The organism is Zavarzinia sp. (genome assembly GCF_041650655.1).
Taxonomy (GTDB): domain Bacteria; phylum Pseudomonadota; class Alphaproteobacteria; order Zavarziniales; family Zavarziniaceae; genus Zavarzinia.
The window spans coordinates 26,124-46,225 of record NZ_JBAZKR010000019.1; the positions used below are offsets into that span (position 1 = coordinate 26,124).

The window sequence follows — 20,102 nt, forward strand, 5'->3', positions numbered from 1 at the left end:
CCGCCGGGAGCGCCGCTGAGATGGCCGGCCGCCGCTATTGGCTCGGCCTGGCCCTGCCGGGCCTTCTGCTGCTGGTGGCGATCCTCTTTGCCCGGCCCGACCTGCGGGGCTGGACACCCGCGGACTACGGCGCTCCATCCGCCCGGGTGGAACCGATGCGGCCGGGGGATGCTGCCTTCGCCGTCCGCGACTGCCTGCCCGGCAGCATCGAGCCCTATGTCCCGGCCGGGCCGGAAGAAGCGGGCAGCGCCAGCCTCACGGTCCTGACCTGCCGCAGCCGCACCAGCGCCGCGGCCCTGCTGGCCGCCTATCTGGCCTTGGCCGCCGTCTATCCCCTCGTCCTCCTGTTGCGGCGCCGTCACTCGGGGCCGAGCGGGAAATAGGTTCCCGCCAAGGTGCCGCCGGCACCGCAGAATTCGCTGGCGCCATCCTGTTCGACCACGAGGAGCCCGCCCTCGACCCGAAGGCGGATCACGGCGCCGGATGTCACCTCGCTGGCCAGCCCGCCACCCGCGGGGACCATTGTTTCGGCGATTTCGCAGGTCCAGCCCAGGAAGTCGATATCGGCGGCATCGGCCTCGACACTGTAGCGCCCGCGCTCGGCCGGGCCGACCGTGACGGTACCGCTGGCGTTGCGCCACCGCCCCTCGACGCCCTGCCGGGGCTGGTCCAGCCGCGACAGAAGCGCGAGCCGCCCTTCGAGCCGGGCGCTCAGGTCGGGGCGGGGGTCCCATTCGCCGAAACTGCCGTCGCCCAAGATGAAGACGTCGCGCATCAGGCCGCGCCGGAAACGGGCCTCGTCCCGTTCCAGCGCCGCCCGCCAGGCCGGCGGCCGCTGCACCGTCAGGGCGGCGAGCTGCGCCTCACCCGCGTGGCGAAGGGCGGCCAAGGCCGGATCGTCGCGGATGATCCGCTCGATCTCCTGCCCGAGCCGCAGGCAGGACGCGAGGTCCCAACCCAATTCGAGCGCCGCCGGATCGTCAGGCAGACCGGTCGCCGCCTGCGCCAATGCCGCCGCATAGTCGTCCGAACGGACGTGACAGGGCAGACGCTGCAAGCCGGGCCGGAAGGGCGAATCCGCGACCGCCCGTGCGTCGTCCGTGAGGCGCCAACAGCCGTCCTCGGCCGCGGTGAAAGTCAGGCGGCCGGGCGCGCCCAGGGCTTCGACCGGCACGCCGATCCAGCGGCCGTCGGCAGGCTCGGCGTCATAGCGCATCGCCACCCATTCCACCCTCCATTCCCGGGCCGTCGGGTGGCGCAGCACGACCGCGAGATAGCGCGGCGCCCCCGCCGGACTGTTGGCGGCGATGAAATTCCAACCGTGAAAGGCGATCGGGAAAGGGGCTCCCCGGTCGACGGCGGGTGCCGTGAAGCTGTCGCGGACCGCTGGTGATTCGACGAACTGGCGGAAGAAGGTGGCGAAATCCTCTCCCGGACAGCCCTGCGCGGTTCCCGCCACCGCCGGCAGGGCATGGCCGAGCAGCGCGAAGAGCAGCGCCCCCAGCACACGGAGGCGAACAATCGAGCGCATCGGCAACCTCACGCGGATCAACGATCGACGGCCATTTGCACACCATGCGCCGCGGCCGGCCAGTAACGGGATGTACCGGTGCGCCGGCCACCGGTCGAGGTACTGGTACACCAAAGCCTCTGACCACCGGCCCCCGCCCTGCCCTAGCCTGTCGGCCGACCACCCCGAGGGGAAAGATGCCGCCGTTCGCCACCCGCCCGTTCGCCTTCCTGCCCGCCGTCCTGCTCGCATCCGTCCTGTCCGCCGGCGGGCCGGCCCACGCGGCCACGCCAACGGAATCGGACCGGATCCTGCTGGAACAGGCTGCGCGGGCCTGCCAGGCCCGGGATTTCCGCGCGTTGTTCGATGCGATGGCGATGTCCGCCGTGGTGCGGCAGCGCTATTCCGCGCCGGAGATCGAGCTGACCGTGGTCAAGCCGGGCGGCACGGTCGAGATGCGGAAGATCGACCTGGCGCATTACACCGATTTCCCGGTCGCCAAGGTCGACGAATATTACAAGCCGGCGAAGGCTTCGACCGAGGGGGACGACTATGTCCTCCTCGAATTCAACCAGAGCCAATCCGACCAGATTTCGATCGAATGGACGCGGGTCCGCTTCGTCGGCCCGTCCCAGGGCGGCGACGACCTCGGCACGCCTGTCACCCTCGACGGCCGGCCCTACGACCCGATGGTGCGAACCGACGGCCAATTGCTCCTCGAGCCGACCGCGGACTGTTGGACGCTGATCGCCGACAGCCGCCTCCAGGGCCAGTGACGCGCCCGGCACATTCTTCCGGCAAGGACAAAGCCCCATGATCCCGATCGCCGCGAAACGATGGCCGCGCCGCCCGGCCGCGACGCTTGCCCTCTGCCTCGCCACCCTGCTGGCACTGGCGCTGCCGCCGGCGCCCGCCAGCGCGCAGCTCGCCTGCCCGCCCGACACCTATCCGGCGGGCGACGCCTTCTGCATCCCTTACGACTATTCGATGTTCTACGACGAAGAGGACGACTCCGGCCCGCCCGAGCCGCCGATCTTCTCCGCCGACGAATTCGCCGCCCTGCTCGCCTGGGAGCGGGACAATGCCCGCGCGGCGGAGGCGAAGCTCCTGCAGGACCCGGCCTATCGGGCGCTGAAGCTCGGCAGCTGGGACTACAGCGAATCGCCGCCCCAGGAGACGCGCCGGCTGTGCCAGGCGTCGTTCCTGCAGCTCAACGGCGGCGTCCTCCTGATGGATTGGGCCGGGGACTTCCGCGGCACCTTCCTGGCCTTCTACGGCGCCGCCATCCCGAAGGCGCAGGGCCTCGACAAGGTCCGGGTCACGCTGACCCAGTCGGGCGAGGCCCAGACGGTCAAGGCCTTCCACATGCCGTTCCCCTGGGCCAAGGAACTCGGCATGATCATGTTCACGGTGCCCTCGACCGAGGCCCTGATCACCTCGATCGAGGACCGCCAGGATTTCCAGATCGCGATGAACGGGGCGACCGTGATCCGGGGCGAATGGCACAGCGGCCTCGCGGCGCGCGACTGGCTCAGCCGCTGCATCGCCCGGCGGGGCTGAGGCGCCCGTGCCGATCCCGTCAGAACAGGAAGGAACCGGCTCGATGACCCGATACCCCTTGGCGGCGCTCGCGGCCCTGGCGCTGTCGGCGCTCGCCCCCCAGGCCGCCGGAGCTACGGTGCCCGAGGGGGCCGGCGGTCCGGTGCAGATCGCCTCCCAGGTGCGCGGCCTCGCGGTCACCCCGCTGACCGCCCTGCCGGCCGCCCCGGCCGGCGCCGCCGACCGTCAGGGCTGCGAACATCTCCTGGCCACGCCCGGGACCGCCGCCGGCCGCGCGGTGGCCGCCAAGGGCTGGGCGGTGACCGGCGAAGTAGCGATCGGCGCCTTTCAGGCGGTCAGTTTCGTCGGCGGCTTCGAACCGGGCACCAGCGGCTCCTGCGCCTTGACCGACGGCAATATCGGCTTCTTTTCCGGCGCCCGGCTGATCGGCCTCCTCTATGTGCCGCGGGGGCAGGCGCTGTCGATCGGCCGCATCGTCGGCTTCGGCGCGGACGGCGGGCGGATCTGGGACGGCGACTTCCTGTCGCAGCCCGTGGCCGACCTCCACGCCCTCGGTACCGAGGCGATCGTCGCGAGCCCCCTGGCGACCGAGGAGACGGCCTGCGGCGGCGCGGTCGCGGTGCCCTATGTCAACGGCCTGCCCATCACCGTCGCCCGCCGCCTGCTGGCGGACCATGGCTGGCTGCCGGTCGACCACGGCGATCCCGCCGCGCGCGACGGCTATCCCAAGGATCTGGCGGCGGCCGGCCTGACCGAGGTCGAGGATTGCGCCGGCACCGGCTTCGGCTTCTGCGCCTTCGACTACCGGGCCAAGGGCGCCGCCCTCTCGGTGGTCACGGCGGGCGATCCGGGCGTTCCGCCGGGACCTTCGGTCAGCGGCTACAGCATCGCCTGCGACGCCCGCTGACCCGCGATCGCGCGGGCTTGTAACGGAGACCCGCGCTTCTTAAATTGTGAACGGAACGGCGCCATCGCGCGCCGTTCGGTCCATGGAGATTGGATGTCAGAGCTTGTGTGACAGGGCTCTCTGAATCTCAGAGAGCCTCGTGAAGTCGAAGCCGCCGGGCGCTTGAGCGCCCGGGGTGTTTTTTCACGTCTGTCATACGAGACTTCCATGAATCTCTCACGGAACGAACAACGTGCACTGCACGTTCTGGCCCTCGGCGGCCGCATCCTGCACGAGCGTGGCGACGGCGCCAAAATCACGTCCGCGACCTGCCTCACGCGCGAGGGCATGATCCTCGCCGACTTCGACCTGACCGTCTTCAACCGCTTGCGGCGGAAGCGGCTGATCGAATCCCGGTCGGGCAGCCCCTACCGGATCTCGCACCGCGGTCGCAGCTCGGTTCGCGCGCAACTCGACAACCAGGGAGCCTGACATGCTGATCCGCAACGAAACCGCCGCCGATATTCCGGCGATCGGCCGGCTGATCACCGATGCCATGCGCTTGCTGCCGCAGGCGACCGGGACCGAAGCCGGCATCGTCGAGAAGCTGCGGGCGGAGGGCGCTCTCGCCCTCTCGCTCGTGGCCGAGGATGGGGGCCAGGTGGTCGGCCATCTGGCCGCCTCGGCGGCGCGGATCGGGGCGCAGGACGGCTGGGGCCTGATCGGCCCGCTCGCCGTCTCGCCGCCCCGGCATCGCCAGGGAATCGGCTCGGCCCTGATGGCGGAAGCCCTCCGCCGCCTGCGGACGACCTGCCGGGGTGCGGCACTGGTGGGCGACCCCGCCTACTACGGCCGCTTCGGCTTCCGGGCCTTCCCCGGCCTCCATATCCCCGGTTGCCCGCCCGAGGTGGTCCAAGCCCTGCCCTTCGATGGCACCGAGCCCTGCGGCGAGCTGACCCATCATCCGGCCTTCGGCCTGGACCAGCAGGCATAGCCGACGGCCGGGCCGCATCCTCGCGTGGTGCGGCCCGGTCACCCGTCACGGTTGAAGGCGCACGGGAAACGATTCTGGCGGAAAAGCCAGAAATCTTTGGGAAACGGCAGGGGGAGGATTGGCGCGCCCGAAGAGATTCGAACTCCTGACCCTCAGATTCGTAGTCTGATGCTCTATCCAGCTGAGCTACGGGCGCGCATCCTGTGGCGGGTATCCGCTTCGGAGGCCGGGAAGCTAGCCGAAGGGCCGGGCGCTTGCAACAGGGAATTTTCGCGAATTTTGCAGGCCCCCGCGCCGGGCCGCCGACAACATGCCGCAGCGCCGCGACCTTCTTGCAACGTTATGAATCCTTTCGGTTTTAGGCGCTTGTGGCACCTGGGGGCTTATGGCTAGTATCGCTCCCGGCTTAAAGGGGGACTGCAGGGTGCGGTTTGTTTCGGCTTATCGCCCTGAAACGGGCGAGCCAACGGGCTTGCGGCGTCCCGCCACAAAAGACGAGTGAAGCGGGATGGCTGCTGCGAACGATCGTGTTTCCGACGCCGTGACGGCAACCACCGGTGCTTCTGCGGCTGCGAAGCGCCGCCGGGTCGCCCGTGCCGCCGCGCTGAGCCTGTCGCTGGCCGCCCTCGGCGGCTGCTCCTGGTTCGCACCCACGCCGGGTGCTTCGACCGGCGCTTTCAACGGTTTCGATGTGAGCTCGACCGGCACCGTCGTGGGCCGCAAGGTCGAGCAGCTGCGCGGCGACCTCGGCCGCCTGAAGGGCAATGTCGACGCCGAACAGCAGCAATATGATTCGCTACTCGCGCAGACCGTGCAGTCGTCAGAGGCCTATCACGGCGTCGTCGCCGCGATTCAGGCGCGCCTCCAGCTCGGCACCACGCCCGGCAATCCACTCCTCGTGCAGCAGTGGAATCAGGCCCAGCGCGAACTCGATTCGGTCACCAACAATGTGACCGCGCTCGGCCAGCTCGCCAATTCCGTGGGGGCCTCCTCGAGCTCGGCCGCCTATCTGATGCAGTCGACCCAGGCCGCCCTCGGCCTCTCCGGCGGTATCGACCAGGACCGCGTCGCCCTCAACATGATCGAGGACGACACTTCGCGCCTGCTGGTGCGAATCGACCGCCTGAACACCGCCCTGTCGGACCAGATTTCGCGCCAGACCGTCTATGTCTCGGGCGAGCGCAACAATCTCACCACCCTGGCGCTGGCGATCAAGAACGGCGAGCTCTACGGCGAATCGATCGCGACCCGCACCTTCACGCCGAGCCGCGTCTCGCCCACGCCGACCTATTTCGACCAGGCTCCGGCCCGCCCGGCGCCCAGCGCCGGCGCCAGCAGCGCGATCGAGGACCGCCGTCCGCTCGTGGTGATCCGCTTCGACCAGCCGGACGTCGCCTATCAGCAGGCGCTCTATACCGCCGTCTCCAAGGTGCTGGAGCAGCGGCCGCAGACCGGCTTCGACCTGATCGCCGTCTCCCCGGCCGGCGGCACCGCCGCCGAAGTGGCGATGAACCAGACCAAGTCGAAGCAGAACGCCCAGGGCGTGCTGCGCACCCTGAACGACATGGGCCTGCCATCCGACCGCATCTCGGTCGCCGCCACCACCAGCGGCGACGCCTCGGTGCCGGAAGTCCGCATCTACATCCGCTGAATCTCAGCCGCCCCAGCGTTCCCGATAGGACGGGGCGGCCCCCAGGCTTTCCGCTTCATAGACGCCGCGGGCGACGGCACGCGCCAGGCAATCTGCCGCCAGATGGCCGAGCCGGGCGAGGGCCTGCGCCGGCATCCCGTCGAGCGGCCTGCGCCCGGTCGAGACGGCGAATACCGTATCGCCGTCGAAGGGCGTATGGGTCGGGCGGATCGCCCGCGCCAGCCCGTCCTGCGCCATGATCGCGAAACGTTTCGCCTGCGCCTTGTCCAGCGCCACATTGGTGGCGACGGCGGCGATCGTGGTATGGCCGCCCAGCACCAGCTTGCCGTCGGCCGGCAGGTCGTAGTCGGGCGGGCGCACCGCTTCGGCCTTGCCCGGCTTGTGGCCGCCGTATTCGTCGCCCCATTCGAGGGCATGGGCCCAGAACACAGGGGATTCGGGCATCAGCACGCTGCCCACGGCATTGACCGCGACCAGGGCACCGACCTCGATTCCCTCGACCACCACCGAGGCGGAGCCGAGCCCGCCTTTCAGCTTGCCGCAGATCGCCCCCATGCCGGCCCCGGCATTGCCGAGACGGAAGTCGAGCCCGACTTGGCGCAAGGCCTCGATGCCGAGCCGGCGGTAAGGCGGATCCAGCCCCCAGGACTTGTCGCCGCCGTTGCCGAGGTCGAAGAGAATTGCCGCCGGCACCACCGGCACCGTCATGGGTGCCTGGCCGATCGCAAGGCCGACACCGGCGGCCGAGAGCGCCGCCGTCACCCCCTCCGCCGCGGCGAGGCCGAAGACGGAACCGCCGGACAGTACCAGGGCGTGGAAGGCGGTGAGGAAATTGGCCGGGTCCAGGCTGTCGGTCTCGCGCGTGCCGGGGGCGCCGCCGCGCTGGTCGACCGCCATCACCGCCGGCTGGTCGGGCAGCAACACGGTGCAGCCGCTGCGCAGGCCCGCATCCTCGGCATTGCCGACCCGAAGGCCGGAGACGTCGGTGATCAGGTTGCGCGGGCCCGGAACCGGCCGCGTCCAATCCGCCACGTCAGAAGCCCAGGCGCTCGAGCACCTCGGCGGCGAGACCGCGAATCTCTTCGGCGGCCGGGGATTTCCCCTGCGCCTCGGTCACGCCGAAACCGTCGAGCAGGCTCGCCGCGAAGGCGGTGCGGTTGCCGAGCCGGGCCAGCGCCACCGGGTAGCCGGCCTTGGCGATCTCGCGCAGCACCTGTTCGTTCAGGTTGCCGCGGGGCGACACACGGTTGAGCACCAGGAGGAAGGGCACCCGGCTGGAGACGGCGAGGTCGAGGGTCGGCTTGGTCGCCCACATGTCCATGGGCGAGAGCTGCATGGGGACGAGCATCAGGTCGGCGGCGCGAATCGCGGTCTTTGCCGTGCTCTCGGTATGGGGCGGGCTGTCGACCACGACGATGTCGGCTTCGCGCTTGGCGCGGTCGATCTCGGTTCCGGCCTTCCAGCCGGGTGCGGCCTTGACCTGGATCGGCACTTCGCCGGCCCCGAAGGCGGCGCGCACGCGGACCCAGGCGGCCAGGCTCTGCTGCGGGTCGGTATCGACGACGACGACCGTCTTGCCCTTCTCGGCGAGCGCGATCGCCAGATGGGCCGCGACCGTCGTCTTCCCGGCGCCGCCTTTCTGCTGCGCCACCGTCACCACTTTCGCCGCCATTGTCGCCCCCGATTCCCTTGCCGTCACCTTGCCGCAATGCAGGATAAAGCCGTGGAACGGCGGATGGTAGCGATAAGCGACGGAAAATAGCGGCCAGCGGTTGACTTCGCCCGCGCCCGACCGTATAGACCGGGGCTCGTTTTCGGCAGCGCCCCGTGGCGACGCCGACCAAGGATAATGGAGTGATCCGGTGAAGCGGACCTATCAACCGAGCGCCCTGGTGCGCAAGCGCCGTCATGGCTTCCGTTCGCGCATGTCGACCGTCGGCGGTCGCCTGGTGCTGGCGCGGCGCCGTGCCAAGGGGCGCAAGCGCCTTTCGGCCTGACGATGCAGCCGGCCGATCGCGGGCCGGCCCCGAACGATCCGCCGCAGCCGCATGACGGCCCCCCGACCGGGGCCATCATGCGGCTGCGGCTTGTTCGCTTGAAGACGCGGCAGGAGTTTCTGGCGGTGGCAGGGGCAAGACGCAAGTTCACGACCCCGGGCCTGATGTTGCAGGCGATGGCCCGCCCGGAAGGGACAGAGCAGGACTTGCGCGTCGGCTTCACCGCCTCGCGCAAGGTCGGCAACGCCGTCACCCGCAACCGGGCCAAGCGCCGGCTGCGGGCGCTGGCGGCCGAAATGCTGCCGGTGCGCGCCAGGGGCGGCACCGACTATGTCATGGTGTGCCGCCAGGATACCGCCGAGCGCCCCTTCGCCGACCTTCGGCGCGACCTCGAGCAGGCTCTCGGCCGCCTGAAACTGCTGCGGAGCACCGCGCCGTGATGGGCTGGATCTCCGTCCTCGCCGCCCGCCTGCTGTCGCTGCCGGTATTGGTCTGGCGTTACCTGATCTCGCCCGCCCTTCCGCCCAATTGCCGCTATCTGCCGAGCTGTTCGGAATATGCCCTGGAAGCGCTGCGCGTCCATGGCCCGGTCCATGGCTCGGCATTGACGGTACGCCGCCTGTGCCGCTGCCATCCCTGGGGCGGCCACGGCTACGACCCCGTGCCCCCGCGGGGTACTCCGCTCTACCGCCGCCGTGACGGCGGATCTTCCCATCACGCCCACAGGTGCCGGTGATGTTCGAGAATCGCAATCTGATCCTGGCCGTCGTGGCTTCGGTGCTGATCATGCTGGGCTTCCAGTATTTCATCGAAGGCCCGCGCCAGCGTGCCCGCGAGGAAGCGGCCCCATTCGCCAATGCGACCGGCACCGCCACCGCCGGCAACGACGCTCCAGCGCCCGGCGCCGCGCCGACCCCGAGTGCAGCCCCCACCGGCACCGCGACGCCGGGCGGCGCCCCCGGCCCCGACGTGCTGGTCGAGCGTGACGCCGCGCTGGCGCTGAGCCCGCGTATCGCGATCGATACGGCCAAGCTGAAGGGCTCGATCGCCCTGATCGGCGGCCGGGTCGACGATGTCACCCTTCGCGGTTACCGCGAGACGGTGGCGCCCGACAGCCCGGAGATCAAGCTGCTCTCCCCGCTCCGCTCGCCGACCCCCTATTTCGCCGAATTCGGCTGGACCGCGGCCCCCGGCACGGCGGTGAAGCTGCCCGGCACCGAGACGCAGTGGAGCGGATCGGGCACCCTGACCGAGAAGAGCCCGGTCGTCCTGACCTGGGACAACGGCGAAGGCCTGGTCTTCACCCGGACGATCGCGCTCGACGCCAATTACATGTTCACGATCGAGGACAAGGTCGAGAACAAGGGCGGCGCCCCGGTCACCCTGTTCCCCTATGCCCTGGTCGCACGGGTCGAGACGCCGCAGACCGAAGGCCTGTTCATCCTGCACGAAGGCCCGATCGGCGTGGTCGGCGGCCACGTCCAGGAACATGATTACAAGACCCTGAAGGACGAGTCGGTACCGGAGGCCAAAACCACCGGCGGCTGGCTCGGCATCACCGACAAATATTGGCTGACCGCCGTGATCCCCGACCAGAAGGCCGAGGTGACGGCGCGCTTCGACCATGTGAAGTCGGGCGACCGCGACCGCTACCAGGTCGACTATCTGGGCGGCGGCCAGGCGCTGGCGCCGGGCGCCGCGGTCACCGCCGCGCATCACCTCTTCGCCGGTGCCAAGGTGGTCGACCTGCTGAAGTCCTATCGCGACAGCCTCGGCATCGAGATGTTCGAATATGCCGTGGATTTCGGCTGGTTCTTCTTCCTGACCAAGCCGATCTTCATCCTGCTCGATGCGCTCTATCGCCTGGTCGGCAATTTCGGCATCGCCATCATGATCCTGACCCTGCTGATCAAGGGTCTGTTCTATCCGTTGGCGAACAAGTCGTACCGCGCGATGAACAAGATGAAGGACGTGCAGCCCGAGATGGCGCGGCTGCGCGAGCGCTATGCGGACGACAAGGCGCGCCAGCAGCAGGAGCTGATGGCCCTCTACAAGCGGGAAAAGATCAATCCCCTGGCCGGCTGCCTGCCGATCCTGATCCAGATCCCGGTGTTCTTCTCGCTCTACAAGGTGCTCTACGTCACCATCGAGATGCGCCAGGCGCCCTTCTACGGCTGGATCCAGGACCTGTCGTCGCCCGACCCGACCCACGTCCTCAACCTGTTCGGCCTGATCCCCTGGGATCCCCCGGGCTTCCTGGCGATCGGCGTCTGGCCGATCCTGATGGGCATTTCGATGTGGCTGCAGCAGCGCATGAACCCGGCGCCGCCCGACCCGGTGCAGCAGCGCATCTTCATGTTCATGCCGATCATCTTCACCTTCTTCCTGGCCACCTTCCCGGCCGGACTGGTGATCTACTGGACCTGGAACAACCTGCTGTCGATCGCCCAGCAGTGGCTGATCCGCCGCCAGACCCCGGCCAGGCCGGCCCTGGCCGGAGCCGGAGCCGGGGCCGCCAAGGCGCCGGCGCCCAAGGTCCCGGCGCCCAAGACGCCGCCGGCCAAGCGGTGAGCGACGCCCTCAGGCCCGAAGACGGCGCCGCCACGCCCGAGATGATCGAGGCGGGGCGCCGCCTCTTCGCGGGCGAGTGCCACTTCACCTGGGGCGCCACCAAGATCGGCGACCTGCCGCCGCCTGCCCTGCCCGAGGTGGCCTTCGCGGGCCGCTCCAACGTCGGCAAGTCGTCGCTGGTGAACGCCCTGACCGGGCGCACCACGCTCGCCCGCGTCTCCAACACGCCGGGGCGCACCCAGCAGCTCAATTTCTTCGATCTCGCCGGCCGGCTCACGCTGGTCGACCTGCCCGGCTACGGCTTCGCCAAGGTCTCGAAGGACAAGGTCGCCCAATGGGTGAACCTGACCGAGACCTATCTGGCCGGGCGCCCCAACCTGAAGCGCGTGCTCGTCCTGATCGACAGCCGGCATGGCGTGAAGCCGCCGGACACCGCCGCCATGAAGCTGCTCGACCAGTCGGCCGTGTCCTATCAGGTGGTGCTGACCAAGACCGACAAGCTGACGCCGGGACAGCTCGCCGCCATGACGAAGACGGTGGCGACGGCGATCCGTGCCCATGTCGCGGCCCACCCTGTGATCATGCCGACCTCGAGCGAGACCGGCGCCGGCGTGCCCGAATTGCGCGCCGCCCTGGCAGCCCTTGGCAAGCCGGCCGATGTGAGTTAAGCGAGGCACGCCAAGCCAGCGAGGAAAGTGATGAGCGAAAAGCCCGATTCAGCCGCCACCGAACGCGCCGACCTCAAGATGCGGACCCGCTGGCTGCACACCGCGGCGACCATCACCGAGGCGCTGCCCTACATGCGGCGCTATGCCGATCGCACTTTCGTCGTCAAATACGGCGGCCACGCCATGGGCGACGATGCGGCGGGGGCGGCCTTCGCGCGCGACATCGTCCTCCTGAAGCAGGTCGGCATCAATCCGATCGTGGTCCATGGCGGCGGGCCGCAGATCGGCAAGATGCTGGAACGCCTGGCGATCAAATCGTCCTTCATCGACGGGCTCCGGGTCACCGACCAGGCGGCGGTCGAAGTGGTCGAGATGGTCTTGGCCGGTTCCATCAACAAGCAGATCGTGGGCGCCATCAATGCCGCCGGCGGCAATGCCGTCGGGCTTTCGGGCAAGGACGGCCCGCTGATCCATGCCCGCAAGCTGCAGCGGACCAAGCGCGACCCGGATTCCAACATCGAGAAGGTGCTCGACCTCGGCTTCGTCGGCGAACCCGAATCCGTCGACCCGCGCATCCTCTATCTGTTCGAGCGCTCGGACTTCATTCCGGTGGTGGCACCGATCGGCATCGGCGAGGACGGCCACACCTACAACATCAACGCGGATACCGCGGCCGGCGCCATCGCCTCGGCCATGCGCGCCTCGCGCTTCCTGCTGCTGACCGACGTGCCCGGCGTGCTCGACAAGGACGGCAAGCTGATCGACCGCATGACGGCCGAACAGGCGCGCGCCCTGATCGCCGACGGCACCATCCACGGCGGCATGATCCCCAAGGTGGAAACCTGCCTCGACGCGGTCGACAAGGGGGTCGAAGGTGCCGTCATCCTGGACGGCCGCACGCCCCACGCCCTGCTGCTCGAAACCTTCACCGAGCATGGCGCCGGCACCATGATCGCCCGCCAGGACGCCTGAACAGAAACCAGGCTCTCCCTCCCCGGCCCTCAGCGGCCGGGGCGCCGGTCTTCCAACGAGAAGAACTCGAGGTGCCAGACCATTTCGTCCGGCGTCAGCGGGTAGTTGATGCCGCCGCGCGGATGCAGGATGCCGTTGTGGGGGATCAGGGCGATCTGGCGCTGCACCTTGAGGGCGAGGCGCATGGAGAGCCCGGCGCGCCAGACCAGGGCGCAGACCGGCTTGGCCAGGCGCGAGCCCAGCACCTGGCGCACGGCCGATGGCTTCAGGCCGGAGCGCACGGCCAGCGCCGCCACCACGAAATCGCGCTTGCCCGCCTCCAGAGCCTGATCGATCACGGCTTCGTCGAGATCGCCGCGCCGGTGCTTCTCGGTCAGCGCCGCCATCAGGTCGTCGAAGTGCTGGCGCGGCGCCTCGTGCTCGCCCGCGGATACGCGCTCGCGCACGCGGCGGGCCAGGGTCACCGCGGTCTCCTCGTCGAGATCGCTCCGCCTCATGAGCTGGTCGACCAGCGACGAGGCGACGAAGCCGGCGATGCGCCGGATCGCCCGCATGGACAATTCGGCCCGGAGCACCAGCGGCTGGTGCCAGACTTCGATCGAGGCCGCGGCGTCGATCACCTTGTCCAGCACTTCCTCGCGCAGCCGGGCGCTCGGATTGGCCAGGAGCGCGGTGACCGCCGGAATGTCCAGGGTGGCGACGATGGCGTCGGACACCGCCTCGGGCAGTTCGCGGCGGCGGGCGATCGCCGAAATGGCGCCCTCGACCCGACAGGTCGCGATGATCTCCAAGAGGTCGTCGTCGTTCAGCAGCGGCGAATATTCCAGGATCGGCGCCGCCACGATGAGGTCGAGGTCATAGGCCAGGCGCTGGACGATCGGCTTCGGCACCTCGGCCGAGCGCTTCAGTTCTTCCGCCAGCACGCGGCGGACCGACGGCAGCTGATCACGGGCCAATATGTCGATCAGCTCGATCACCCGGTCGCGCAGCTTGTCCTGCTCCCCCGGGGGGAGATTGGGCAACAGGCGGGCCACCTTGCGCGCCAGTTCGCGGCGCACTTCCTCGGCCGTGTCCTGGGTCAGATGGTGGTCGGCCTGATGGGGGGTCGAGGGATTGGCGGCGACGCTGCGGCGCACCGTCTCGTCCTCGTCCTCGGCCAGATAGAACAGGATCTCGGGCCGCGTGTCCTCGTGCAGGGCGAGGTCGCGGCGTTCGGCCAACGTGCCGGATTCGAGGCGGTCTCGTTGTTCCTCGTAGTTCGGCGCCGTGCCGCTGCCCCGGACACGGCGGATCAATCGCCTCAGCATGTCCCCTCTCCCCCCGAGGGCGCTGCCAGCTCCGCCCGGTTCCTGCCCCGCGCCTTGGCCCGATAGAGCGCGCTGTCCGCCCGCGCCATCAAGGCCGCCATGTCCTCGCCCCCGCCCGGCCGATAGAGGGCGATGCCGATCGAGAGGCCCAGGCTGGTTTCCGGCAGCGCCAAGCTGCGGTCCAGGTCCTCCAGAAGCTCGTAGAGCACGCCGGCCTTGGCAAAGGCGCCGGTCTGGTCGGTCGAATCGAGCCACAGGCCGAATTCGTCGCCGCCCAGGCGCGCCACCAAGTCGCCCGCGCGCAAATGATCGCGGAACAGGCTGCCGAGCAGGGTCAGCGCCTTGTCGCCCCAGGCGTGGCCATGACGGTCGTTCAACGGCTTGAATCCGTCGAGGTCCATCAGGAGGAGCGCACCGCCGACGCCGTGGCGGTCGGCCTGGCGCAGCTTGGCCGGCAGTTCCTGGTCGAAGGCGCGGCGGTTCATGATGCCGGTCAGGGCATCGACACGCGACTGCTTCTCGAGCAGGGCGACTCGTTCCCGGATGCCGAGGGCGAGGCCGAGCTGGTCGGCCACGGCACACAGGATGCCGGCCTGCTCGCCCGGCCAATCCGGTCCGTCGCGCAGCAGTACGATGGCGCCGACCGCGACCCCGCCCTCCGCGGCGATCGCCGCCAGCACGGAGATACCGTCGATTTCCAGGCGCTCGACCCGGCCGACCACCGGCCCGAGAGAGGACATCTGAGTGACGGCCGAGGCGACGCGGCCGGCGAATGGTCCGGCCTGGCCGAGGATCACCACGGGCACCATGGCGCTGCCGCCGTCGCGCGCCAGGATCAGCGCGCCCTGGGCATGGAGCGTCGCCATGGCGGCCTCGGCGGCGACGCGGATCGCCCGCTCGGGCCCGCCGGCACCACGCATGGCATTGACCACGGCGCTCCCCAGCCGCTCGCGGTCGAGCGCCTGGGTCAGTGCCGTCTCGCGGGCGCGCGCCGCGGTCACGTCGCAGGCGACGCCACGCAGGCCGGCGACGGCCCCGTTCTCGTCCAGTACCGGCCGGGCCGAGAGGCGAACGTAACGCCGGGAGCCCTCCAGCGAGAGGAGCCAGACTTCGAGGTCGGCGAGCCCCTCGCGGGCGACGAAGGGATTGGCGCGGCCGGACAGCCAATCGGGATCGATCAGGTCGGCGGCATAGGCGCCGATCAGGGCGGCGGCGTCATAGCCGAAGACCGTGGCGGGGGCGGCAAAGAGCAGGCGGCCGTCGCGGTCGGTTTCGAAGGTGAAATCGGGCAGGCATGAGAGAATGTCGCCCAGGCGGTCGACCTCTTCGGCCAGCCGGAGCGCACGCCGCCGTTCCTCGGTGACGTCGCGGGCCAGCAGGACGACGGCAGCCCCCATGGGCAGGGCGGTGACCTGGTAAAGGCCGCTGCGGTCGATCAGGATTTCGCGTTCCACCCCCTGGGCGCCATGGCGCGCGGTCTCGACCAGGTCGATCAGGCGGGAATGGCCGGCACGGAGCGCGAGCACCAGCGGACGCGCGTCGCCGTTCTCCTCGACCACGCGGATGCCCTGGCCGATGATCAGGGCAGGCCCCGGATATTGGGCGACCAGGCGATCGAGCATCGCCGCCGCCGCATTCCGGGGGCTGGCAGGCTTTTCGTCCATGGCCCGGCCTGTCATCACGCCTGTACTGTCCTGTTCTCTGGGAAGCTCGCAGGCAGCCTAGCCGCCCTTCGTCAAGAATTGGTTGACGGGCCTTGTCAGCGGCGGCCTCTGCGGCCAATGTGCCGCACCATGGCTCCGAAAACGCTGTCTGCGACCGAAACCTGGGTCTTCGACCTGGACAACACGCTCTATCCCGCCTCCTGCCGTCTGTTCGACCAGATCGAGGCGAAGATGCGCGCCTATATCATGGACCACTTGGCCCTGGACGGCGAAGCGGCCGGCGCCCTGAAGAGCGAGTTGTTCCACCGCCACGGCACCACCATGAAGGGCCTGATGCAGGATCACGGCGTCGATCCCCATCATTTCCTGGATTTCGTGCACGACATCGACCTGTCGCCGCTCGACGCGGCACCCGCGCTCGATGCCGTGCTGGCCGGCCTGCCGGGGCGCAAGGTGATCTTCACCAACGGCTCCACCATGCATGCCGAGCGCGTGCTGGCCCGCCTCGGCATCGCCGGCCATTTCGACGGCATTTTCGACATCGTCGCTGCCGGCTTCACGCCGAAGCCCGAGGTCGGGCCCTATCTCGCCATGGCCACGGCCCTCGGGGTCGAGCCGACGCGCGCCTGCATGGTCGAGGACATGGCGCGCAACCTGCTGCCGGCGGCCGAAATGGGCATGGCCACGGTGTGGATCCCGAATGGCACCGACTGGGGCGCCCAGGGCCAGGGCGACCATATCCACCATGTCACAGACGATCTGGCCGCCTTCCTCGCCGCGATCGGTTGACAGCGCGGCCCACGCCCCTAATGTCCGGGGCGTTTCAAAGCGGGAGCAGGGAGCCATGGCCGGCCACGAACTCGAATCCACCATCGAAGCCGCCTGGGAGGCGCGCGACGGCATTACTTCGGCGACCATGGGTGCCACCCGTGCGGCGGTCGAGGCGGCGCTCGAACTGCTCGATTCCGGCGAGGTCCGCGTAGCCGAGCCGAAGGACGGCGGCTGGGTGGTGAACCAGTGGCTGAAGAAGGCCGTGCTGCTCTCCTTCCGCCTGAACGATTCGGTCGCCGTGCCGGGCGGCCCCGGCCTGGCCGGCGCCTGGTTCGACAAGGTGCCGAGCAAGTTCGACGGCTGGGGCGAGAACCGCTTCAAGGCCGCCGGCTTCCGCGCCGTGCCCGGCTGCTTCGTGCGGAAGTCCGCCTATATCGCGCCCGGCGTCGTGCTGATGCCGAGCTTCGTCAATGTCGGCGCCCATGTCGGCAAGGGCACCATGGTCGACACCTGGGCGACCGTCGGTTCCTGCGCGCAGATCGGCGCCAACTGCCATATCTCGGGCGGTGCCGGCATCGGCGGCGTGCTCGAGCCGCTGCAGGCCGGCCCGGTGGTGATCGAGGACAATTGCTTCATCGGCGCCCGTTCGGAAGTGGCCGAGGGCGTGGTGGTCGAAACGGGCGCCGTGCTCTCCATGGGCGTCTATATCGGCGCCTCGACCAAGATCGTCGACCGTGCCACCGGCGAAGTCTTCCGCGGCCGGGTGCCGGCCTATTCAGTCGTGGTGCCGGGCACCATCCCGGGCAAGACCGCGGGCGAACCCGGCCTCTATGCCGCCGTGATCGTGAAGCGGGTCGACGCCCAGACCCGCTCCAAGACCTCGATCAACGAACTCCTGCGCGACTGACCGAAATGCCCTTCGCCCTCGACGCCCTGCCGCTGGCGATCGAACTGATCCGCTGCCAGAGCGTGACGCCCGCCGAGGGCGGCGCGCTCGACACGCTGGGCGCCGTGCTGAAGGGCCTGGACTTCACGGTCGAACGGATGCCCTTCGCGGACGAGGGCACGCCGGACGTCGACAATCTCTATGCCAGGATCGGCGACGGCAGCGGCGCCGGTCCCCATTTCTGCTTCGCCGGCCATACCGACGTGGTGCCGGTCGGCGACCGCAGCCGCTGGACCGTCGATCCCTTCGGCGCGACGCTGGACCAGGGCTGGCTGCTCGGCCGGGGCGCCGCCGACATGAAATCGGCGATCGCCTGCTTCACCGCCGCCGCCAGCCATTTCCTGGCCCAGCATCACGGAAAGGTGCCGCGCGGCGGCGCCATTTCCCTGCTCATCACCGGGGACGAAGAAGGCCCGGCGGTGAACGGCACGGCCAAGATGCTGGAGGCCCTGACCGCAAGGGGCGAGGTCTGGCACGCCTGCGTCGTCGGCGAGCCGACCAACCCCCACAAGCTCGGCGAAATGGCCAAGATCGGCCGGCGCGGCTCGATCAACGGGGTGCTGACGGTGACCGGGGTCGAAGGCCATGTCGCCTATCCCCATCTGGCCGACAATCCGATCCCCAAGCTCCTGCGCCTGATGGCGGCGCTGGATGCCCTGAAGCTCGACGACGGGACTGCGCATTTCCAGCCGTCGAACCTGGAGTTCACCACGGTCGACGTCGGCAATCCGGCGACCAACGTAATTCCGCGCGTCGCGACCGCCGCCTTCAACATCCGCTTCAACGACCTTCATACGGGCGCCTCGCTCGATGCCTTGCTACGGGCGACCCTGGATGAGACCGGCATCCCCTACGCGCTCTCGACCAAGACGTCGGGCGAAGCCTTCCTGACCGAGCCCGGCCCCCTGACCGAGATCGTGGCCGGCGCGGTCGAGGCCGAATGCGGACGGCGGCCCGAACTCTCGACCAGCGGTGGTACGTCGGATGCCCGTTTCATCGCCCGCTACTGCCCGGTGATCGAATTCGGCCTGGTGGGCGAGACCATGCACAAGGCCGACGAGAAGGTCCGGGTCGAGGACCTGGAGCGCCTGACTCGGATCTATCACGAGATGCTGCATCGCTTCTTCCGCACCCGGGGCTGATTGCCGCAGGTCCTGGAACTAAGAATTATTCGCAATTATAGTGGGTCTCGCCAAGGAGATCCGACATGGCCATTCACCGCCGCGACCTGTTGAAGGCAGGCAGTATCGCCCTCTTCGCCCTGCCCCTGAGCACCCGCCTGGGCCATGCGGCGCCGGGCGGCCTGGTCCTGGAGGCGAAGCCGCGTCCTCTCCAACTCCCGACCTGCAGCGCCCCGACCACGGCCTGGACCTATGCCGAGCAATGGCCGCTGGAACTGCGCATCCGCCACGGCGAGACTTTCCGGGCGACCTTCCTGAACCATTTGGCCGAACACAGCTCGATCCATTGGCATGGCTTGCGCATTCCCCAGGCGATGGACGGCGTGCCCTATGTGACGCAGGACCCGATCCAGCCGGGCCAGAGTTTCGATTACGAATTCACCCCGCCCGATCCCGGCTTCTTCTTCTTCCACCCCCATTGCGACGACATCACCGCGCTGGCCCATGGGCTGGCCGGCGTGCTGATCGTCGAGGACCCGCGGGAAGACGGCCTCTTCGATCTCGACCGCACCCTGGTCCTGATGGACTGGCGGGTGAGGCCGGACGGCAGTTACGACACGATCACGACCGACAAGAACGCCGCCCGCGCTGGCACCTTCGGCCGCCTGCGCACCACGAACGGCCAGATCGCGCCGCGCCTGACCGTGCGCCCGGGCAGCCGGGTGCGGCTTCGCTGCATCGGTGTCGACGCCTCGCGCATTCCCCTGATCGACGTCGTCGGGGCCGAGGCCAAGGTGATCGCGACCGACGGCAACGCCTGCACGCCCTTCGCCCTGCCCTGGCCCCTCGGCCCCGCGCAACGGGCCGAGATCGCCTTCGTGGCGCCGCCCGCGGGCCAAACCGTGGAACTGCAGGACATCTGGCAATCGACCCCGGTCACCCTCGCCCGCATCGTCAGCGAGGGCGAGCCGATCCGCGTGGGCGACGACCGCCCCCTGGCCCTGCCCGCGGCCGCCCTGCCCGAGCCGGACCTGGACAAGGCGGAACAGCTCCGCCTCGACCTCGGTGCCGGGGTGAGCGATCCGGCGATCGAGGAATTCGTCAAGCTGATCGGCGGTGCCGGCGAGATCTGCTCGACCCAGCGGGTGTTCTGGTCCTTGAACACCAAGGCCTGGCCCGGCATGGGCCCGGGCAAGCTGCCGGAGGCCCTGGCGCGGCTCCAATCCGGCAAATCCTATGTGATCACCCTCTTCAACGGCACACCGCACCGCCATCCGATCCACCTGCACGGCCATAGCTTCAAGGTGCTGGACAACCAGCGGGCCGACGTGCCGGCCTATTGGGCCGATACCGTGCTGGTCGAACCGAAGGAGCGGATCCGTATCGCCTTCGTCGCCGGGCTGCCGGGCAAATGGATGGTCCATTGCCATATCATCGAGCACCAGGAAACCGGCATGATGGGCTATTACGAGGTGGTATAGGCC

22 protein-coding genes and 1 tRNA gene are annotated in these 20,102 nt (G+C 69.3%); 17 read left to right on the forward strand and 6 right to left on the reverse strand.

The window, feature by feature from the left end; translation table 11 throughout:
- Positions 1 to 20 precede the first annotated feature (20 nt).
- On the forward strand, positions 21 to 383 hold the full coding sequence (locus WC493_RS06240; RefSeq protein WP_373063648.1) for a hypothetical protein: 363 nt from the start codon (positions 21 to 23) through the stop codon (positions 381 to 383).
- Here WC493_RS06240 and WC493_RS06245 read toward each other — a convergent pair.
- Entirely contained in the window at positions 359 to 1,531 is a 1,173-nt protein-coding gene (locus WC493_RS06245) for a hypothetical protein (protein WP_373063650.1), read from the reverse strand. The two genes, WC493_RS06240 and WC493_RS06245, sit on opposite strands and share 25 nt — an antisense overlap.
- 176 nt (positions 1,532 to 1,707) lie before the next feature.
- On the opposite strand from WC493_RS06245, the gene WC493_RS06250 reads away from it, so the two are divergent.
- The 5 genes from WC493_RS06250 (at position 1,708) to WC493_RS06270 (ending at position 4,950) form a co-directional block, all read left to right on the forward strand.
- Complete coding sequence (locus tag WC493_RS06250) at positions 1,708 to 2,286, forward strand: hypothetical protein (protein WP_373063652.1); 579 nt, start codon at positions 1,708 to 1,710, stop codon at positions 2,284 to 2,286.
- Positions 2,287 to 2,323: 37 nt separating this feature from the next.
- Positions 2,324 to 3,070, forward strand: coding sequence for a hypothetical protein (locus tag WC493_RS06255; RefSeq protein WP_373063654.1), 747 nt, complete (start codon positions 2,324 to 2,326; stop codon positions 3,068 to 3,070).
- A 43-nt stretch (positions 3,071 to 3,113) separates the two neighbouring features.
- Positions 3,114 to 3,977, forward strand: a complete 864-nt coding sequence (locus WC493_RS06260) for a hypothetical protein (protein WP_373063656.1) — start codon at positions 3,114 to 3,116, stop codon at positions 3,975 to 3,977.
- Between the two features lie 207 nt (positions 3,978 to 4,184).
- Entirely contained in the window at positions 4,185 to 4,448 is a 264-nt protein-coding gene (locus WC493_RS06265; RefSeq protein ID WP_373063658.1) for a YjhX family toxin, read from the forward strand.
- A gap of 1 nt (position 4,449) precedes the next feature.
- Positions 4,450 to 4,950 carry a GNAT family N-acetyltransferase gene (locus tag WC493_RS06270; protein WP_373063660.1) on the forward strand — a complete coding sequence of 167 codons (501 nt, stop codon included), beginning with the start codon at positions 4,450 to 4,452 and terminating at the stop codon, positions 4,948 to 4,950.
- Between the two features lie 119 nt (positions 4,951 to 5,069).
- Here WC493_RS06270 and WC493_RS06275 read toward each other — a convergent pair.
- A tRNA-Arg gene (locus WC493_RS06275) sits at positions 5,070 to 5,146 on the reverse strand.
- A 312-nt stretch (positions 5,147 to 5,458) separates the two neighbouring features.
- Here WC493_RS06275 and WC493_RS06280 point away from each other — a divergent pair.
- Positions 5,459 to 6,601 carry a hypothetical protein gene (locus WC493_RS06280; RefSeq protein WP_373063662.1) on the forward strand — a complete coding sequence of 381 codons (1,143 nt, stop codon included), beginning with the start codon at positions 5,459 to 5,461 and terminating at the stop codon, positions 6,599 to 6,601.
- Between the two features lie 3 nt (positions 6,602 to 6,604).
- Here the strand turns inward: WC493_RS06280 and WC493_RS06285 are convergent, their stop codons facing one another.
- Together WC493_RS06285 and parA are read right to left on the reverse strand one after the other, a co-directional pair.
- Complete coding sequence (locus WC493_RS06285; protein ID WP_373063664.1) at positions 6,605 to 7,633, reverse strand: P1 family peptidase; 1,029 nt, start codon at positions 7,631 to 7,633, stop codon at positions 6,605 to 6,607.
- Position 7,634: 1 nt separating this feature from the next.
- Positions 7,635 to 8,273 carry a ParA family partition ATPase gene (gene parA / locus WC493_RS06290; RefSeq protein WP_373063666.1) on the reverse strand — a complete coding sequence of 213 codons (639 nt, stop codon included), beginning with the start codon at positions 8,271 to 8,273 and terminating at the stop codon, positions 7,635 to 7,637.
- A gap of 190 nt (positions 8,274 to 8,463) precedes the next feature.
- Here parA and rpmH point away from each other — a divergent pair, with 190 nt between their 5' ends.
- The 6 genes from rpmH to argB all read left to right on the forward strand — a co-directional run bounded on the left by rpmH (position 8,464) and on the right by argB (position 12,809).
- Positions 8,464 to 8,598, forward strand: a complete 135-nt coding sequence (rpmH, locus tag WC493_RS06295) for a 50S ribosomal protein L34 (protein ID WP_373063668.1) — start codon at positions 8,464 to 8,466, stop codon at positions 8,596 to 8,598.
- A 77-nt stretch (positions 8,599 to 8,675) separates the two neighbouring features.
- On the forward strand, positions 8,676 to 9,038 hold the full coding sequence (rnpA, locus tag WC493_RS06300; RefSeq protein WP_373063670.1) for a ribonuclease P protein component: 363 nt from the start codon (positions 8,676 to 8,678) through the stop codon (positions 9,036 to 9,038).
- Positions 9,038 to 9,334, forward strand: coding sequence for a membrane protein insertion efficiency factor YidD (gene yidD, locus WC493_RS06305; RefSeq protein ID WP_373063702.1), 297 nt, complete (start codon positions 9,038 to 9,040; stop codon positions 9,332 to 9,334). Before rnpA ends, yidD begins: the two co-directional genes overlap by 1 nt.
- On the forward strand, positions 9,334 to 11,169 hold the full coding sequence (gene yidC, locus WC493_RS06310) for a membrane protein insertase YidC (RefSeq protein WP_373063672.1): 1,836 nt from the start codon (positions 9,334 to 9,336) through the stop codon (positions 11,167 to 11,169). The genes yidD and yidC overlap by 1 nt, the downstream gene beginning before the upstream one ends.
- A gap of 41 nt (positions 11,170 to 11,210) precedes the next feature.
- Positions 11,211 to 11,837: a ribosome biogenesis GTP-binding protein YihA/YsxC gene (gene yihA / locus WC493_RS06315; protein ID WP_373063704.1), complete on the forward strand. Its 627-nt coding sequence runs from the start codon at positions 11,211 to 11,213 to the stop codon at positions 11,835 to 11,837.
- A 30-nt stretch (positions 11,838 to 11,867) separates the two neighbouring features.
- On the forward strand, positions 11,868 to 12,809 hold the full coding sequence (argB, locus tag WC493_RS06320) for an acetylglutamate kinase (RefSeq protein ID WP_373063674.1): 942 nt from the start codon (positions 11,868 to 11,870) through the stop codon (positions 12,807 to 12,809).
- Between the two features lie 29 nt (positions 12,810 to 12,838).
- On the opposite strand, the gene WC493_RS06325 is transcribed toward argB, so the two are convergent.
- Together WC493_RS06325 and WC493_RS06330 are read right to left on the reverse strand one after the other, a co-directional pair.
- Positions 12,839 to 14,116 (reverse strand): DUF2336 domain-containing protein, encoded by a 1,278-nt coding sequence (locus tag WC493_RS06325; RefSeq protein ID WP_373063676.1) that lies wholly within the window; start codon positions 14,114 to 14,116, stop codon positions 12,839 to 12,841.
- The gene (locus WC493_RS06330) at positions 14,110 to 15,780 is read right to left on the reverse strand and encodes a diguanylate cyclase domain-containing protein (protein ID WP_373063678.1); all 1,671 of its coding nucleotides are present in this window, start codon (positions 15,778 to 15,780) and stop codon (positions 14,110 to 14,112) included. The genes WC493_RS06325 and WC493_RS06330 overlap by 7 nt, the downstream gene beginning before the upstream one ends.
- Positions 15,781 to 15,909: 129 nt before the next feature.
- Here WC493_RS06330 and WC493_RS06335 point away from each other — a divergent pair, with 129 nt between their 5' ends.
- The 4 genes from WC493_RS06335 (at position 15,910) to WC493_RS06350 (ending at position 20,099) form a co-directional block, all read left to right on the forward strand.
- Positions 15,910 to 16,569, forward strand: coding sequence for a pyrimidine 5'-nucleotidase (locus WC493_RS06335; RefSeq protein WP_373063680.1), 660 nt, complete (start codon positions 15,910 to 15,912; stop codon positions 16,567 to 16,569).
- Positions 16,570 to 16,624: 55 nt separating this feature from the next.
- A complete protein-coding gene (gene dapD, locus WC493_RS06340) occupies positions 16,625 to 17,458 on the forward strand; it encodes a 2,3,4,5-tetrahydropyridine-2,6-dicarboxylate N-succinyltransferase (protein WP_373063682.1) in 834 nt (277 codons plus the stop codon).
- Positions 17,459 to 17,463: 5 nt separating this feature from the next.
- Positions 17,464 to 18,639 (forward strand): succinyl-diaminopimelate desuccinylase, encoded by a 1,176-nt coding sequence (dapE, locus tag WC493_RS06345; RefSeq protein ID WP_373063684.1) that lies wholly within the window; start codon positions 17,464 to 17,466, stop codon positions 18,637 to 18,639.
- Between the two features lie 65 nt (positions 18,640 to 18,704).
- The gene (locus tag WC493_RS06350; protein WP_373063686.1) at positions 18,705 to 20,099 is read left to right on the forward strand and encodes a multicopper oxidase family protein; all 1,395 of its coding nucleotides are present in this window, start codon (positions 18,705 to 18,707) and stop codon (positions 20,097 to 20,099) included.
- The last annotated feature ends 3 nt before the right edge of the window (positions 20,100 to 20,102 follow it).